This window comes from Caballeronia insecticola, from assembly GCF_000402035.1.
Classification (GTDB): Bacteria; Pseudomonadota; Gammaproteobacteria; order Burkholderiales; family Burkholderiaceae; genus Caballeronia; species Caballeronia insecticola.
In genome coordinates this window covers 2,813,135-2,828,745 of sequence record NC_021287.1, presented here as the reverse complement: position 1 = coordinate 2,828,745, position 15,611 = coordinate 2,813,135, and the positions used below count along the sequence as shown (strand labels likewise).

The following is a 15,611-nucleotide window of genomic DNA, read 5'->3' as shown; positions in this document are numbered from 1 at the left end:
CCCCAAGGAACCCCACGTGACGACCAGCACAACCATCGGCAGCAACGGCACCACGGTGTCGAAGACGCTGCTCGACACCATGAACGGCACATCGTCGAGTTCGTCGGCTTCGTCGAGCTCGGCGACCGGCGCGCAATCGGCGTCGGATTTGCAGAACACTTTTCTGACGCTGCTCGTGACGCAGTTGAAGAACCAGGACCCGACCAACCCCGCCGACAGCTCGCAGATGACCTCGCAGCTCGCGCAGATCAACACGGTGACGGGCATCGGGCAGCTGAACACGTCGCTGTCGTCGCTCGCGACGCAACTGTCCGCCGGCCAGCAGACGCAGGCCGCGCTCTTGATCGGCTCGAACGTGCTTGCAGCCGGCAACGGCGTGACGGTGGCGAGCGGCACGGCGTCGAGCTTCGGCGTGCAACTCGCGAACGACGTGAGCGACCTGCAGATCGTGGTCAAGAACGCGTCGGGCCAGATCGTCAACACGCTCGATCTCGGCGCGCAAGGCGCGGGCGTCGTGCCGGTGACGGGCTGGAAGGCCGTCGATTCGAAGGGCACGGCACTCCCCGACGGCAGCTACACGATCACTGCGCAAGGCACGATCAACGGCCAGCAAGCCACGGCGACGACGCTTGCAGCCTCGCAGGTCCAGAGCGTCGTGCAGATGTCGGGCGGCGCGCCGGGTCTCAAGCTCGCGAACGGTTCCACGGTTGCGCTGACGAGCGTCGCGTCGATCCTCTGATTCCACTTTTATAGGGCGAGCGCGGACTCGTCGCGGAGAAACATCCATGAGCTATCAACAAGCACTGAGCGGTCTGGGCGCTGCATCGAGCGACCTCGACGTGATCGGCAACAACATCGCGAACGCGAACACCGTCGGCTTCAAGCAGGGCTCGGCGCAATTCGCCGACATGTACGCCAACTCGATGGCCACCGCCGTCAACAACCAGATCGGCATCGGCACGCGGCTGTCGGAAGTGCAGCAGCAGTTCTCGCAAGGCACGATCACGACGACCAACCAGGCGCTCGACGTCGCGATCAACGGCAACGGTTTCTATCAGCTGTCGAACAACGGCTCGGTCGTGTATTCGCGCAACGGCGTGTTCCATCTCGATGACAACGGCAACATCGTCAACTCGTCGGGCCTGCAACTGATGGGCTACGCGGCGGATTCGAGCGGCGTCGTCAACAGCGCGAGCACGGTGCCGCTGTCGGTGCCGACGGCCAATCTCTCGCCGGTCGCGACCAAGACCATCACCGCCTCGTTCAACCTGAACTCGCAAGACGCCAACAAGGCCGCCGCCAATTTCGATCCGAACGACGGCAACACGTATAACGCGTCGACTTCGGTGGATGCGTTCGACACGCTCGGCGGCACGCAGAAAGTGTCCGTGTACTTCACGAAGACGGCCACCGGTTCCTGGGAAGCCTTCGCGGGTTACGGCGACCCGGTCTCGAAGACCACGGATCTCGGCGGCGTGACGTTCGATGCGTCCGGCAATCTCAGCTCGACGACCGCGAGCACGACGGGCGGCGTGACCTCGCCCAAGACCGGCCAGTTCACCTTCACGATCCCGAACGGCGCGGACAACGGCGCCACCACGCAGTCGCTCACGTTGAACCTCGCCGGCACGACGCAGTACGGCGCGAAGAGCGGCCTCACGAACCTGCATCAGGACGGTCTCGCCACAGGCGAACTGACAGGCTTCACCGTGGGCAGCGACGGCATGCTGACCGGGAACTACTCGAACGGCGGCACGAAGGCGCTCGGCCAGATCGCGATCGCCAACTTCAACAACCAGAACGGCCTGCAGAACCTGGGCGGCAACGTGTACGCGCAAACCGCCGCGTCGGGCGCCGCGCAAGTGTCCGTGCCGGGCTCGACCAACCACGGCACGCTGCAGGGCGGCGCGGTGGAAAACTCCAACGTCGATCTGACGAGCGAACTCGTGAACCTGATCACCGCGCAGCGCAACTATCAGGCGAACGCGCAGACGATCAAGACGCAGCAGACCGTCGACCAGACGCTGATCAATCTGTAAGCACCGCCCGCACGCAGGCAAGAAGGAAGCGATTCATGGACCGTCTGATCTACACCGCGATGACCGGCGCGAGCCAGGCACTGGAACAGCAAGCCGTCGTGGCGAACAACCTCGCGAACACGTCGACCACGGGTTTCAAGGCGCAGCTCGCGGCGTTCCGCCAGGTGCCGATGTCGTTCGAGAACCAGTCCGCCGATGGCACGACGCGCACCTTCGTGCTCTCGTCGACGCCGAATGCGGACTACTCGGCGGGCCCGGTGCAGCAGACCGGCAATCCGCTCGATGTCGCGATCCAGGGCCCCGGCTGGCTGTCCGTGCAGGCGGCGGACGGCAGCGAGGCGTACACGCGCGCCGGCAACCTGCATGTCGATCAGAACGGCCAGCTCGTCACGGCGAACAACCTGCCGGTGCTCGGCAACAGCGGGCCGCTGTCGATTCCGCCGGGCGCGGAAGTGACGATCGGCCACGACGGCACGATCTCCGCGCTGATCCCCGGCGACCCGCCGACGGCCATCGCGGTGGTCGATCAGCTGAAGCTCGTGAATCCCGATCCGGCGTCGCTTTCGCGCGGCGACGACGGGCTCTTCCGCACCGCGACGGGCGACCCCGCGGATGCGGACCCGAGCGTCGTCGTAGCCGGTGGCGCGCTCGAAGGCAGCAACGTGAACCCGGTCTCGGCGATGGTCTCGATGATCACCAACGCCCGGCAGTTCCAGATGCAGACCAAGCTGATGGAATCGGCCGACCAGAACGAACAGTCGGCCAACAAGCTGCTGAACTTCTCCTAAGCGGCGCAGACAAGACACTCAGGAAACACACATGAATCGCTCTCTTTACATCGCCGCGACCGGCATGAATGCGCAACAGGCGCAGATGGACACCATCTCGAACAACCTGGCCAACGTGAGCACGAACGGCTTCAAGGGCTCGCGCGCGGTGTTCGAAGACCTGCTGTATCAGACGACCCGCCAGCCGGGCGCGAACTCCACGCAGCAGACCGAACTCGCTTCGGGCGTGCAGCTCGGCACCGGCGTGCAGCAGGTCGCAACCGAACGGCTCTACACGCAGGGCAATTTGCAGCAGACCGGCAATTCGAAGGACGTCGCGATCAACGGCCAAGGCTTCTTCCAGGTGACGATGCCCGACGGCACGACCGCCTATACGCGCGACGGCTCGTTCCAGACCAACGCGCAGGGCCAGCTCGTCACGTCGAGCGGCTATCAACTGAACCCGGCGATCACGATTCCGCAGAACGCAACCTCGATCACCATCGGCTCGGACGGCACGGTGTCGATCGTGCAGTCGGGCACGTCGACCAGCACGACCGTCGGCGCGATTCAGCTTGCGACCTTCATCAACCCGGCCGGTCTCGAAGCGCGCGGCGAAAACCTGTTCTCCGAGACGGGCAGCTCCGGCGCGCCGAACGTGTCGCAGCCGGGTCTGAACGGCGCGGGTTCGCTGCAACAGGGTTATGTGGAAGCGTCGAACGTGAACGTGGTGCAGGAACTGGTCAACATGATCCAGACCCAGCGCGCCTACGAGATCAACAGCAAGGCCGTGACCACGTCCGACCAGATGTTGCAGACGCTCTCGCAGATGCAGGTTTAACGCTTTATTCGCTCGATACGAGTCACCACGATGTCGTCTACTCAAATTCTCTCGCGTGCAACGATCGCCGCGCTCATCGCGGCGCTCGGGGCATGCGGCCTCGTGCCGAAAGAGCCGATCGTCCAGCAGCCGATGTCGGCGCGTCCGCCGCAGCCGCCCGTCGGCACGCGTTCGCCGGGCGCGATCTACAACGCGGGCTATGCGGGCCGGCCGCTGTTCGAAGATCAGCGTCCGCGCAACGTGGGCGACATCCTGACCATCGTGATCTCGGAAAACGTCAACGCGACGAAGTCGTCGGCGGCCAACACGAACCGCGGCAGCAACGCCGCGTTCGCCGTGCCGACCGTGCCGGGCATCTTCGGCGGCCTGTTCAACAACACGAATCTGTCGGCCACCGGCGCCAACAAGTTCACCGCGACCGGCGGCGCGAGCGCGGCCAACACGTTCAGCGGCACGCTGACCGTGACCGTCACGGACGTTCTGCCCAACGGCAACCTGATGGTGAGCGGCGAGAAGCAGATGCTCATCAATCAGGGCAACGAATACGTGCGCTTCTCGGGCGTCGTCAATCCGACGACCATCTCGGGCACCAACACCGTGTTCTCCACGCAAATCGCCGACGCGAAGATCGAATATTCGGCGAAGGGTTATATCGACGAAGCGCAGAACATGGGCTGGCTCCAGCGCTTCTTCCTCAACGTCGCGCCGTTCTGATCATGAATCCGCTTCTTCGTTTCGTTTCCTTCTCGCTCGCGGCCGCACTCGTCGCGATCCACACGGTACCGCCCGCGCACGCCGAGCGTCTCAAGGACCTCGTCTCGTTTCAGGGCGTGCGCGACAATCCGCTGATCGGCTATGGCCTCGTCGTCGGTCTCGACGGCACCGGCGACCAGACGATGCAAACGCCTTTCACGACGCAATCGCTCACCAACATGCTCGGCAATCTCGGCATCACGGTGAACTCGGCGACGACGCAGAACATGCAGTTGAAGAACGTCGCCGCCGTGATGGTGACCGCGACGCTGCCGCCGTTCGCGCGTCCGGGCGAAGCGATCGACGTGACGGTGTCCTCGCTCGGCAACGCGAAGAGCCTGCGCGGCGGCACGCTGCTGATGTCGCCGCTGAAGGGCGCGGACGGCCAGGTGTACGCAATGGCGCAGGGCAATCTTGTCGTCGGCGGCGCGGGCGCGAGCGCGAACGGCAGCAAGGTGCAGGTCAATCAGCTTGCGGTCGGGCGCATTTCGGCGGGCGCGATCGTCGAGCGCGCGGTGCCGACGGCGCTGCAGCAGCAAGGCGGCGTCATGCAGATGGAACTGCGCGAGATGGATTTCGACACGACGCAGCGCATCGTCGCGGCGGTGAACAATCAGTTCGGCATGGGCACGGCGCTCGCGCTCGACGGCCGCACGATTCAACTGCGCGCGCCGCAGGACGCGAGCGAGCAGGTGTCGTTCATGGCGCAGTTACAGAACATCGACGTGCGTCCGGCGCAGGCCGCCGCGAAGGTGATCCTGAACGCGCGCACCGGTTCGATCGTCATGAACCAGATGGTCACGTTGCAAAACTGCGCGGTCGCGCACGGCAATCTCTCGGTCGTGATCAACACGAAGACGGCGGTGAGCCAGCCGGGCGCGTTCTCGAACGGCCAGACGGTCGCGGCGAAGGAATCGTCGATTCAGCTCAAGCAGGACAGCGGCGCGCTCAAGATGCTGAACGCGGGCGCCAATCTCGCGGATGTCGTGAAGGCGCTCAACGCGCTCGGCGCGACGCCGGCGGATCTGATCTCGATTCTTCAGTCGATGAAGGCCGCGGGCGCGCTGCGTGCCGACCTCGAAATCATCTAAGGAACGAAGGGTATGAACTCGAACACGAGCGGTATCGCCAGCACCGCGCTGGCATCGACCGATACGACGAGCGGCTTTTCGAACCTGTCGAACAAATTCGCGCTCGACACACAAGGCTTCGATGCGTTGCGCGCGCAGGCGGGCACGAATCCGCAGCAGGGGCTCAAGGAGGCCGCGAAGCAGTTCGACGCGGTCTTCACGCAGATGATGCTCAAGAGCATGCGTGACGCGACGCCTTCCGACAGCCCGTTCGAATCGAACGATACGAAGTCGTTCACGTCGATGCTCGATCAGCAGTTGTCGCAGCAGATGTCGTCGAAGGGTATCGGCGTCGCGGACATGATGCTCAAGCAGCTTATGCGCAACGCAGGCGGCAAGACCGACGCGAACGCCACGGGCAGCGCCGGTGCAATGAACGCGATGCAGGGACTCGGCGGCATGACGGGCGGCGGCGGCGACCTCGACGCGAACGCGGGCAATCTCGCCGCGATGAACGCGATGGCGAAGGCTTACGCGGCGGCGCAGGCGGGCAAGAACAACGCGTCGCTCGCCGGGCGCGGCTATTCGGCGGCGGATTCGCTCGAACCGCCCGTGCGCGGCAACGGCTCGGACAAGGTCAACGCGTTCGTCGACAGACTGGCCGCACCGGCGCAAGCTGCAAGCTCGGCGACGGGCATTCCGGCGCGCTTCATCATCGGCCAGGCGGCGCTCGAATCCGGCTGGGGCAAGCGCGAGATCAAGCACGCGAACGGCGCGACGAGCCACAACATCTTCGGCATCAAGGCGACGAGCAACTGGACCGGCAAGACGGTCGATTCGGTGACGACGGAATACGTCAACGGCCGTCCGCAGAAGGTCGTGGAGCGTTTCCGCGCCTACGATTCGTACGAGGAAGCGCTGACCGACTACGCGAGCGTGATCAAGAACAACCCGCGTTATGCGCCGGTGATTCAGGCTTCGCGCGATGTCGCGGGCTTCGCGCACGGCATGCAGAAGGCCGGTTACGCGACCGATCCGCAGTACGCGAAGAAGCTCATTTCGATCATGCGTCAGATCGTCTGACGAAGGCGCGCGCGGCCGGAACGTAATCCACCGATGTATGCGGCCGCCTTCTTGCTATTAATGGCATCGCACGCGCATTTTTGCGCGGCACAGCGGGATTGTTCGGACCTTAAGCGATTGCAAACGTTTTACGTTCATCGGGACGGCGCACCACATACTATTTGCGCCGCGAGACCCTAAACTTTTGAACAGGCATGCCGCTAACCTGAATAATCGAAATGCCGGGCCCATCTGGGTTCGGACCGACGCGCGAGGTTCGGAAAAGCGAGCGGCGCGCGTGCACAATGAACACGGCTAGCACCATGAACACCAATCACAAGCATGACGTCGCCGACGAGGATATTGCCCCGATCGTGGACTTCGGGCGGCGTAATCCGCTCGAAATCGGCGTGGCGTTGCGCAATCTCGCCCATCGCGGCGATTTCCTGACGGCGCAATATGGCGACGGGCAGATCGTGACGCGCTTGCTGGACGTCGACGTGACGGCGCATCGCTTCACCTTCGACTGGGGCGGCGTGGCCGAGCAGAATCGCGGCGTGCTAGCTTCGCAGAAGCTCATTTTCAACGCGGCGCCGGAGGGCGTGCGGGTCGAATTCACGACAGCGCCCCCGCGCGAGACCGTGTTCGACGGACGCCCGGCGTTCGAGGCGGAATTTCCTCAGGTGCTTTATTACATGCAGCGGCGCGAGTATTTCCGCGTCGAGGCGCCGGTGCTGGACCCGTATATCTGCACGGGGTCGTTGCCGGATGGCGAGCGCTTTCGCTTCGAGGTGCATGATCTTTCGCTCGGTGGCGTTGCGTTGCGGACGACCGATGAACGTGTTGCGAATCTCGAGATGGGCATCGTGATTCAGGATGCTGAGTTGCATTTCAGCGCGAATGGCAGAGTGACGCTGGATATGATGCTTGTTTCGCATCGTGAGTCGACTACGCCGAAGGGCGATCGGCGGTATACGATGGGCTTCAAGTTCACTTCCATGCCGGGGTCGGCGGAGAATACGCTGCAGCGGCTTATTACTCAGCTTGAGATGAAGCGGCGGTCTTTGGCGAAGTAGTTTTCTTGCTTGCGCTCGTTTCGTGGAATCCTGAGTTCGCGTCGGTCTATTAGCACTGCCCCTGTGCGGGGCGGCAGTCACTTTCTTTGCTGCTGCAAAGAAAGTAACCAAAGAAACAGCTCTCCCCATCCAAAGCACTTCACGCCGGCCGCGGCACAGGCGAATTGCCCGTGGCACGGCAATAGCAGGTGCCCTCGAGGGTCAACGCGTATTGGCTCGCGGAACACTGTGGCATCGCGCCGTTTAACGGACTGGCACAGCACCAAATAGCTCCAGCCCGCTTCGCGGCCGACGGGTCAATCGGGTCGGCGCGTGCTTCTTTGCTAACGCTTCCATCTCGCCGCATGCGCGGCATGTCGGTTTCCCTTGCAAACCCAGCGGCAGCGCGCAGCGCTGTGCCGGAACTCTTTCGTGCTGAGCCAGCGCCCTGAAACGTTTGGCGAGTCAGATCGTGCGCGAGCCAAGCCCGGTTAGACCTTTGAGGGCAATGGCTATTGCCGTGCCATAGGCAATTCGCCTGTGCCGGGGCCGGCGTGAAGTGCTTTGGATGGGAGGAGCTGTTTCTTTGGTTACTTTCTTTGCAGCAGCAAAGAAAGTGACTGCCGCCCCGCACAGGGGCAGTGCTAATAGACCGACGTGAATTCAGGATTCCCTAGAAGCCCAAGCACAAAGCAAAAAGAGCAAAAAGAGCAAAAACCCAAAACCGAAGAATAAAGCCAAAACCCCAAGCTCTTCGGGCAATAGCCATTGCCCCTACCCGCCGATAATGGCCCCATCGCAACGAGCGCCCAGCTTCCGCACCCCCCGCGACGAGTCGCTCAAGCAAAACCTCAACTTCCCCGGCAATCGGCCGATAAACAAGGCACCCATGCGGCAGCGCCCGAACCCACGCCGCCTCACCAGGATTCACGCATGTCCAACAACATCTTCAGCATTGGTCTCTCCGGTCTGAATGCGGCCCAGTGGGGCCTGACGACGACGGGCCAGAACATCAGCAACGCCGCGACGCCGGGCTATACGCTCGAAAAGGTCTCGTATCAGGAGTCGCCCGGGCAGTTCACCGGCTCGGGCTATCTCGGCGGCGGCGTGCAGGCCGTCACCGTGACGCGTCAGTACAGCCAGTATCTGACGACGCAAGTGAACAACACGCAGGCGTCGAGCAGCGCGGCCAGCACGTATTACTCGCTCATCTCGCAACTGAACAACCTCGTCGGCGATCCGACCAAAGGCATCGCGCAGGGCATCACGAATTACTTCTCCGGCCTGCAGTCGGTGGCGAACTCGGCGAATAGCTCGGCCGCGCGTCAGTCGCTGATGAGCAACGCACAAACGCTCGCCGATCAGATCAATTCGGCCGGCGAGCAATACGATCAGTTGCGTCAGAGCGTCAACACGCAACTGACCAGCGCCGTCACGCAGATCAACAGCTATTCGCAGCAGATCGCCGATCTCAACAAGCAGATCAACATCGCGACCGCGGGCGGACAGCAACCGAACCAGTTGCTCGATCAGCGCGATCAACTCGTCACGAACCTGAGTTCGATGATCGGCGTGCAGGTCGTGCAGCAGGACGGCAACTACAACGTGTTCATCGGTAACGGGCAGCCGCTCGTCGTCGGCAATACGCAGTACGGCTTGCAGACCGCGCCGTCGCCGTCCGATCCGAGCGAACTCACGGTTGCGTTTCAAAGCCGCGATGGCTCGACGCAAACGCCCGCCACGACGCAATATCTCGACAACTCGGCGTTGACGGGCGGCGTCGTCGGCGGTCTGATCGACTTCCGCACGCAGACGCTCGATCCGGCGCAGGCGCAACTCGGCGCCATCGCGACCAGTTTCGCGAGCCAACTGAACGGCCAGAACGCGCTCGGCGTGGACCTCAACGGCGTGAAGGGCGGCGATCTCTTCGCGGCGGGCGCACCGAACATTCTCGCCAACGCGCGCAACAAGGGCACCGGCACGCCGACGGCATCGATCGTCGATGGCACGCAGCCGCCGACCAACGACTTCACCGTCAGTTTCGACGGCAGCCAGTACACGGTAACGGACCCGGCGAGCGGGCAGAAGCTCGGCACCATCGATCCGGCAGTCGGCAACGCGACCATCAACGGCTTGAAGATTGACGTGTCCGGCATGACCGGCGTGCAAAAGGGCGACTCCTTCACGATCCAGCCGACGCGCGGCGCTCTCGATGCCTTCCAGCTCACGACGAGCAACGGCGCGGCGATCGCGGCGGCGTCGCCTGCGGTGACGTCGGCGGCGAGCGCGAACACCGGCACGGCATCGATTTCGTCGGCGACGATCTCGAAGGGCTATTCGATGACCGCCGACATCAGCCTGACCTACGATTCGGCTGCGGGCGGCTTCAAGTCGAACGTCGCGCTCAATGTCGGCGGCACCGCTTACGCGGCCGGCACGACCATTCCGTACGACGCGTCGAAGGGCATGACGGTCGTATCGAACGGCGTGTCCGCGACGATCAGCGGCACGCCGAAAAACAACGACGTGTTCAACGTCGCGCAGAACAAGGGCGGCACGAGCGACGGCAGCAATGCGCTCGCGATGGCCAACTTGGTATCGGCGAAGTCGCTCAACGGCGGCACCGACACGCTCACGAGTTCGTACGCGGGCTACGTGAACACGATCGGCAACCAGACCAATCAGCTCAAGGCCACGAGTTCGGCGCAGACCGCGCTGCTTTCGCAGGCGACCACGGCGCAGCAATCGGTGCAGGGCGTGAACCTGAACGAAGAAGCGGCCAACCTGATTCAGTATCAGCAGCTTTATCAAGCGAACAGCAAGGTGATTCAGACCGCCGCGACGCTGTTCCAGTCGCTGCTCGGCATGTTCAACTGAGGCAAACGCGATGCGCATTTCCAGTTCACAGTACTTCAACATGAACGTCGCTTCGATGAGCGACCAGCAAAGCACGCTTGCGTCGATGTATCAGCAGATCTCGTCGGGCAAGCGCATTCTCACCGCATCCGACGATCCGCTCGGCGCGGCGCAGGCGGTGCAGCTCACGTTGAAGAGCGGCGCGCTCGCGCAATACGGCACGAATCAGACGACCGCGCTTTCGTCGTTGCAGCAGGAAGATTCGACGCTCGGCGGCGTGAGCAACGTGCTGCAAAGCATTCAGACGCAGATCGTGCACGCAGGCGACGGCTCGCTCACCGATGCGGACCGCACGTCGATCGCCAACGCGATTCAGGGTCTGCGCGGCCAGTTGTTCGGCCTCGCGAACACCACCGACAGCAGCGGCAACTACATCTTCTCGGGTCTCAAAGGCGGCACGGCGCCGTTCTCGGACGATCCGTCGGGCGTCGGCACGACGTATTCGGGCGACCTCGGCCAGCGCACAGTGCAGATCAGCGAAGGACGTTCGATCGCGGTGGGCGACACGGGTCTGTCGATCTTCGGCAGCGTCTCGCCAACGGAAAGCGATCCGGTATCGAGCGCGGGCGCCCAGAACAAGGGCACCGGCACGATCAGCGCGGTGAGCGTGAGCGACACGAGCAACGCGGGCAATGCGAGCACGTACACGATCAAGTTCTCCGTATCGCAGACGGATGGCTCGACGACTTATTCGATCACGTCGAACCCGGCGGATTCGTCGCTGCCGACCAACGTCGCGTACACCGGAAAGACCGACGTCACGCTCGGCGGCCAGAAGGTGACGCTCGACGGCGCGCCCGCCGACGGCGACAGCTTCACGGTGCAACCGGCGTCGTCGGGTAACAACGACATCTTCGCGACGCTCGACAACATCGTGAATGCGCTCAAGCAGCCGACGGGTTCGCCCGGTGCGCAAGCGACGCTCACCAATGCCCTGACGACCGCAGGCACAAAGATCAACAACACGTTCAACAACGTGCTGGCGGCGCAGACGGTGGTGGGCGGCCGCGAGCAGGAAGTGCAGTCGACGCAATCGACGATGCAGGCGAGCACGACGCAGACGGCAAGCGATATCGCCAATCTGACGAGCATCGATCTGGTTTCGTCGATCAGCCAGTATGAGTTGACGCAGACATCGCTGCAGGCGGCGCAAATGGCCTTCTCGCAGATCCAGAAGATGTCGCTGTTCGACTATATCGGCAATTGATCGGGCTTCGGTTCCGAAGTCCTCATCCCGATCGGGCGCTTGCGCTTCAGTAAGCTCCGGCGCCCGGGCGGTGGATGCCGCCCGCCGAAACCTCGTTTCCTTAACGCCTCCTTTCGACGCCTCCTTTCAACGCCTCATTTGCACGCGCATTCGTGCGAATAGGCGTTTTCCTATGCCGGCGATTCACGCTCGTCAATAAACTTTCGAGCCTTTAAAACGTGCATGGGACCGAAGGGTCGTGGAGACGAGAGTGGAAGCAGCGATCAAGACAGCGGAGCGCCGCGCGCGCGATCCGGAATTCGTGCAGCGCTATCTGGCCGGCGCGGGCCTCGATTTCGCACCGGATGCGTCACACTTCAGGCCCCTGAGCCATCTGTTCCCCAAGGTCTCGAAGGTGCTGTGGTGGAACACGTCGCTGGGCGGCGAGATTTACATGAACGGCGTCGACGACATATCGCTCGATTTCGTGCACGCGGACTTCTGTCTTGCCGCGCAGCACGATCCCGTGCAGGCGCTGTCGCGATGGCTCGATCTGCTCAAGCCGGGCGGCCATGCGATCGTTACCGTGCCGAACGAACACGGCGACGCAACGCACAAATGGAGCTTCTCGATCGGCGGGGCATCGAGCGCGTCGTTACCTTGCATCGATATGCTCGAAGTCGTGAAGAAGCTGGGGCATGTCGCTCAATGCGAGCGGCTCGCGGTCATTCGCGATGATCGGGCCAATGAGGCGGCGGATGAGTCGGCAGATGAGTCGGCGGACGCATCGGCCGAAAGCATCATCGAACTCGTGTTGCGCAAGCGCCAGGTGCGAAGCATGAGCGAATGCGTGAAGGCGATCTTCACGGTGAAGAGCGCGGAGGCTTGCGTCGCGGCGTGTTACACGGCGATCGAGACTTATCCGTATCGCTCCGACGTCCATCTTGTTGCGGTGCAGCATTTGCTCCGCTGGCGTGAGCTTTCGCACATGGACGTCGTGGTCGAGCGCGCAGTGGAAACCATGCCGCACGAAAACCAGGCGCTCCTGTCGCGCGCGTACCATCAAATTTCGGTTGGGCGGCTGAAAGCAGGCTTCACTCAGCGCGAGCAAATCGCCAAGCGGATGCGCTGGCAGCGCCGCACGAAAGCCGAACCGCCGCAGGACACGCCAGCATGGAAGGGCGAACCGCTCGCCGGCAAGCGCATCGTCATCTGGAGCGAGTTCGGGCTCGGCGACGAGATCTTCTTCTTCCGCTTCGCCCGCATTCTGCGCGAGCGGGCGGGCGCGGCCAGCGTCAGCGTCGTGTGTCAGTCGCCGCTCACGAAGCTCTTCGAAGCATCGGGTGAAGCGGACGCGATCATCGACGTAAAAGACGCCGGCTCGATCCCGCCGCACGACTTCTGGGTCTATCCCCACGCGATCCCCGCGCATCTGCCGCTCGATCTCGACGCGCTGCCGCCATCGATACCGTATCTTCGCGCGCCGGATGTGCCCGCACCCGGCATGGAGCAACTCGATGCGCGCGCCGTGAAAGTGGGCATCGTGTTCAAGGGCGACCCGACGCACGAGAACGATGCCTCGCGCTCGCTTCCGTCGCTTTCCGTGCTCGACTCTTTGTTCGCCATTGAAGGCGCCGAGTTCTACAGCCTGCAAAAAGGCGCGGGCGCGGACGAAGCGGCGGACTATGCGGAACGATTGCCCAACTTCCACGATATCGGCGCACACGTGACGACCATGGAGCAGACCGCCAGCGCGATCATGGCACTGGATGTCGTCGTGACCGTGGATACGTCCGTCGCGCATGTGGCGGGCGCGCTCGGCACGCCGGTCTGGCTGATGCTGCCGTCGTATGGCGACTGGCGCTGGCACTATATCCGCGAGGACAGCCCGTGGTATCCGAGCATGCGTCTTCTGCGGACGGAGTGGGGCGACGACTGGACGAAAGTCGTCGCACGTATCGGCGCGTGGCTCGGCGAATGGTCGGAGGCGCGGCGGCGCTAGAACATCCCGCCCGCGACGCGTCCCACCTGCGCGATTCCGACATCGAATATGCGCTGAAAGAACGGCATCAGGTTCGGCACCATCAGTTGCAACAGCAACAGACCGATGAGCATCGTCACCGGAAAGCCGACCTGAAAAATGCCGATCTGCGGCGCTGCCCGATTGAGAATGCCCAGCGCGAGATTCGCAATCAGAAGCGCGGCCACGACGGGCAACGCCAGCAACAAGCCCGTCGAAAACACGCTCGCGCCGTAGCCGACGAGAATGCGCCACCCTTGCGCATGCGACGCGGCGGCCACGACATTCGCCTCGACCGGCACGCTCTGAAACGTAGCGACAAGCGCGCTCAGCAACTGCAAGTGTCCATCGAAGACGAGGAACGCGAGCATTGCAAGCGTGTTGAGATAACGCGAAACCACCACCGCATTGCCGCCCGCGCGCGGATCGTAAAGCATCGCGAAGCCGAGGCCCATTTGCTGGCCGATGAACTCGCCGGCTGCATCGACGGCGGCGAATGCGATCTGCATCGTCATGCCGATGGCCGCGCCGATCAGAAACTGATTCACGATGATCCACACGCCTGCCGCCGAGAACACCGTCGCCTGCGGCATGGCGGGAAGCGTCGGCGCGACGATCAGCGAAACGAACGCGGCCAGCGCGATCTTCACGCGCATCGGGATCGCCATGTGGCTCAGCACGGGCGCGGTCGCGATCAGCGCGAGAATGCGCACGAACGGCCACAGAAACGCCGTGAGCCAGCCGTTCAGTTGCGCGTAAGTGACGGAGAACATCGGCGCACACTCAGCCAGTGATCGCAGGCGTGATCGTGAAGACGTGGCGCATGTAATCGAGCAGCGTCGCGAGCATCCACGGACCCGCGATCACGAGCGTCACCGCCACCGCGATCAGCTTCGGGATGAACGACAGCGTCGACTCGTTGATCTGCGTGGCCGCCTGAAACAGGCTCACCACCAGACCGACGACCAGTGCGACAAGCAACAGCGGCGCGGCCAGCAGCAAGGCGACGTACATCGCCTGATGGGCCATCGTCATGACGGATTCGGGTGTCATGCGGGTCTCCTCAGGATACGAAATCAGGAAACGAAACTTTGTGCGAGCGAGCCGATCAGCAACTGCCAGCCATCGACGAGCACGAACAGCATCAGCTTGAACGGCAGCGCGATGGTCGTGGGCGAGACCATCATCATGCCCATCGACATCAGCACGCTCGCCACCACCATGTCGATGATGAGAAACGGAATGAAGATCGTGAAGCCAATCTGGAAACCGGTCTTGAGTTCACTCGTGACGAAGGACGGCACCAGCAGCGACAGCGGCACGTCTTCCGGACCGTTCATCGGCGCGGCCTTCGAGATGCGCGCGAACAGCGCGAGATCGGACTCGCGCGTCTGCTTGAGCATGAACTGCTTGAAGGGCGCGACGCCGCGCGTCATCGCCTGATCCATCGCGATCTGGCCTTCGGAAAACGGCTTGTACGCGTCGTTGTAGGCGCGGTCGAGCACCGGCGACATCACGAAGAAAGAGAGAAACAGCGCGAGGCCGACGAGCACCTGATTCGGCGGCGTGCTGGCCGTGCCGAGCGCCTGACGCAGCAGCGACAGCACGATGATGATGCGCGTGAAGCTCGTCATCATCAGGACCATTGCGGGGAGGAACGAGAGCATCGTCAGCAGCAGCATCGTCTGCACGCTGAGCGAATACGTCGTGCCGCCGTTCGGGCCGGGGCTGGTGTTGAAGGCGGGCAGACCCGCGGTGCTTTGCGCGAACGCGAGATACGGCATCAATCCGGCGATGACCGGCAGCGCGATCTTCACGCCGCGCGCGATGTTGCGACTAACCTGCATTACTTGCTCCCGCCGGCTCTGGGAAATGACGAACGTGATAGCCATGACAACCTGC

At 63.1% G+C, this 15,611-nt stretch carries 14 protein-coding genes; 11 read left to right on the top strand and 3 right to left on the bottom strand.

Annotation, left to right across the window (positions count from 1 at the left end; genetic code table 11):
• Nucleotides 1–16 precede the first annotated feature (16 nt).
• The 11 genes from BRPE64_RS13170 (at nt 17) to BRPE64_RS13120 (ending at nt 13,691) form a co-directional block, all read left to right on the top strand.
• Nucleotides 17–739: a flagellar hook assembly protein FlgD gene (locus tag BRPE64_RS13170; RefSeq protein WP_016346614.1), complete on the top strand. Its 723-nt coding sequence runs from the start codon at nt 17–19 to the stop codon at nt 737–739.
• A 46-nt stretch (nt 740–785) separates the two neighbouring features.
• A complete protein-coding gene (gene flgE, locus BRPE64_RS13165) occupies nt 786–2,039 on the top strand; it encodes a flagellar hook protein FlgE (RefSeq protein WP_016346613.1) in 1,254 nt (417 codons plus the stop codon).
• Nucleotides 2,040–2,074: 35 nt separating this feature from the next.
• Nucleotides 2,075–2,827: a flagellar basal-body rod protein FlgF gene (gene flgF, locus BRPE64_RS13160; RefSeq protein WP_016346612.1), complete on the top strand. Its 753-nt coding sequence runs from the start codon at nt 2,075–2,077 to the stop codon at nt 2,825–2,827.
• Nucleotides 2,828–2,858: 31 nt separating this feature from the next.
• Nucleotides 2,859–3,647 carry a flagellar basal-body rod protein FlgG gene (gene flgG / locus BRPE64_RS13155; protein ID WP_016346611.1) on the top strand — a complete coding sequence of 263 codons (789 nt, stop codon included), beginning with the start codon at nt 2,859–2,861 and terminating at the stop codon, nt 3,645–3,647.
• A gap of 30 nt (nt 3,648–3,677) precedes the next feature.
• Nucleotides 3,678–4,361, top strand: coding sequence for a flagellar basal body L-ring protein FlgH (locus BRPE64_RS13150; protein WP_016346610.1), 684 nt, complete (start codon nt 3,678–3,680; stop codon nt 4,359–4,361).
• A gap of 2 nt (nt 4,362–4,363) precedes the next feature.
• Entirely contained in the window at nt 4,364–5,491 is a 1,128-nt protein-coding gene (locus tag BRPE64_RS13145) for a flagellar basal body P-ring protein FlgI (RefSeq protein ID WP_016346609.1), read from the top strand.
• 12 nt (nt 5,492–5,503) lie between these two features.
• The gene (flgJ, locus tag BRPE64_RS13140) at nt 5,504–6,553 is read left to right on the top strand and encodes a flagellar assembly peptidoglycan hydrolase FlgJ (protein ID WP_016346608.1); all 1,050 of its coding nucleotides are present in this window, start codon (nt 5,504–5,506) and stop codon (nt 6,551–6,553) included.
• A gap of 302 nt (nt 6,554–6,855) precedes the next feature.
• The gene (locus tag BRPE64_RS13135; RefSeq protein WP_016346607.1) at nt 6,856–7,608 is read left to right on the top strand and encodes a flagellar brake protein; all 753 of its coding nucleotides are present in this window, start codon (nt 6,856–6,858) and stop codon (nt 7,606–7,608) included.
• 912 nt (nt 7,609–8,520) lie between these two features.
• The gene (gene flgK, locus BRPE64_RS13130; protein ID WP_016346606.1) at nt 8,521–10,464 is read left to right on the top strand and encodes a flagellar hook-associated protein FlgK; all 1,944 of its coding nucleotides are present in this window, start codon (nt 8,521–8,523) and stop codon (nt 10,462–10,464) included.
• Nucleotides 10,465–10,474: 10 nt separating this feature from the next.
• Nucleotides 10,475–11,710: a flagellar hook-associated protein FlgL gene (flgL, locus tag BRPE64_RS13125; RefSeq protein WP_016346605.1), complete on the top strand. Its 1,236-nt coding sequence runs from the start codon at nt 10,475–10,477 to the stop codon at nt 11,708–11,710.
• Nucleotides 11,711–11,960: 250 nt separating this feature from the next.
• Nucleotides 11,961–13,691: a methyltransferase domain-containing protein gene (locus BRPE64_RS13120; RefSeq protein ID WP_016346604.1), complete on the top strand. Its 1,731-nt coding sequence runs from the start codon at nt 11,961–11,963 to the stop codon at nt 13,689–13,691.
• Here the strand turns inward: BRPE64_RS13120 and fliR are convergent.
• From fliR to fliP, 3 genes are read right to left on the bottom strand one after another with little or no spacing between them, the layout of a single operon-like run.
• Nucleotides 13,688–14,482 (bottom strand): flagellar biosynthetic protein FliR, encoded by a 795-nt coding sequence (fliR, locus tag BRPE64_RS13115; protein WP_016346603.1) that lies wholly within the window; start codon nt 14,480–14,482, stop codon nt 13,688–13,690. The genes BRPE64_RS13120 and fliR overlap by 4 nt on opposite strands.
• A gap of 10 nt (nt 14,483–14,492) precedes the next feature.
• The gene (gene fliQ / locus BRPE64_RS13110) at nt 14,493–14,762 is read right to left on the bottom strand and encodes a flagellar biosynthesis protein FliQ (RefSeq protein ID WP_016346602.1); all 270 of its coding nucleotides are present in this window, start codon (nt 14,760–14,762) and stop codon (nt 14,493–14,495) included.
• Between the two features lie 23 nt (nt 14,763–14,785).
• Nucleotides 14,786–15,556, bottom strand: coding sequence for a flagellar type III secretion system pore protein FliP (gene fliP, locus BRPE64_RS13105; RefSeq protein ID WP_016346601.1), 771 nt, complete (start codon nt 15,554–15,556; stop codon nt 14,786–14,788).
• Nucleotides 15,557–15,611: the final 55 nt, after the last annotated feature.

Bases quoted from the DNA above. Each gene is read 5' to 3' on its own strand.
- flgG (WP_016346611.1), top strand. From the start codon at position 2,859: ATGAATCGCTCTCTTTACATCGCCGCGACCGGCATGAATGCGCAACAG.
- BRPE64_RS13135 (WP_016346607.1), top strand. From the start codon at position 6,856: ATGAACACCAATCACAAGCATGACGTCGCCGACGAGGATATTGCCCCG.
- flgE (WP_016346613.1), top strand. From the start codon at position 786: ATGAGCTATCAACAAGCACTGAGCGGTCTGGGCGCTGCATCGAGCGAC.
- flgL (WP_016346605.1), top strand. From the start codon at position 10,475: ATGCGCATTTCCAGTTCACAGTACTTCAACATGAACGTCGCTTCGATG.
- fliR (WP_016346603.1), bottom strand. From the start codon at position 14,482: ATGTTCTCCGTCACTTACGCGCAACTGAACGGCTGGCTCACGGCGTTT.
- flgK (WP_016346606.1), top strand. From the start codon at position 8,521: ATGTCCAACAACATCTTCAGCATTGGTCTCTCCGGTCTGAATGCGGCC.
- fliP (WP_016346601.1), bottom strand. From the start codon at position 15,556: ATGCAGGTTAGTCGCAACATCGCGCGCGGCGTGAAGATCGCGCTGCCG.
- flgF (WP_016346612.1), top strand. From the start codon at position 2,075: ATGGACCGTCTGATCTACACCGCGATGACCGGCGCGAGCCAGGCACTG.
- BRPE64_RS13150 (WP_016346610.1), top strand. From the start codon at position 3,678: ATGTCGTCTACTCAAATTCTCTCGCGTGCAACGATCGCCGCGCTCATC.
- BRPE64_RS13145 (WP_016346609.1), top strand. From the start codon at position 4,364: ATGAATCCGCTTCTTCGTTTCGTTTCCTTCTCGCTCGCGGCCGCACTC.
- fliQ (WP_016346602.1), bottom strand. From the start codon at position 14,762: ATGACACCCGAATCCGTCATGACGATGGCCCATCAGGCGATGTACGTC.
- flgJ (WP_016346608.1), top strand. From the start codon at position 5,504: ATGAACTCGAACACGAGCGGTATCGCCAGCACCGCGCTGGCATCGACC.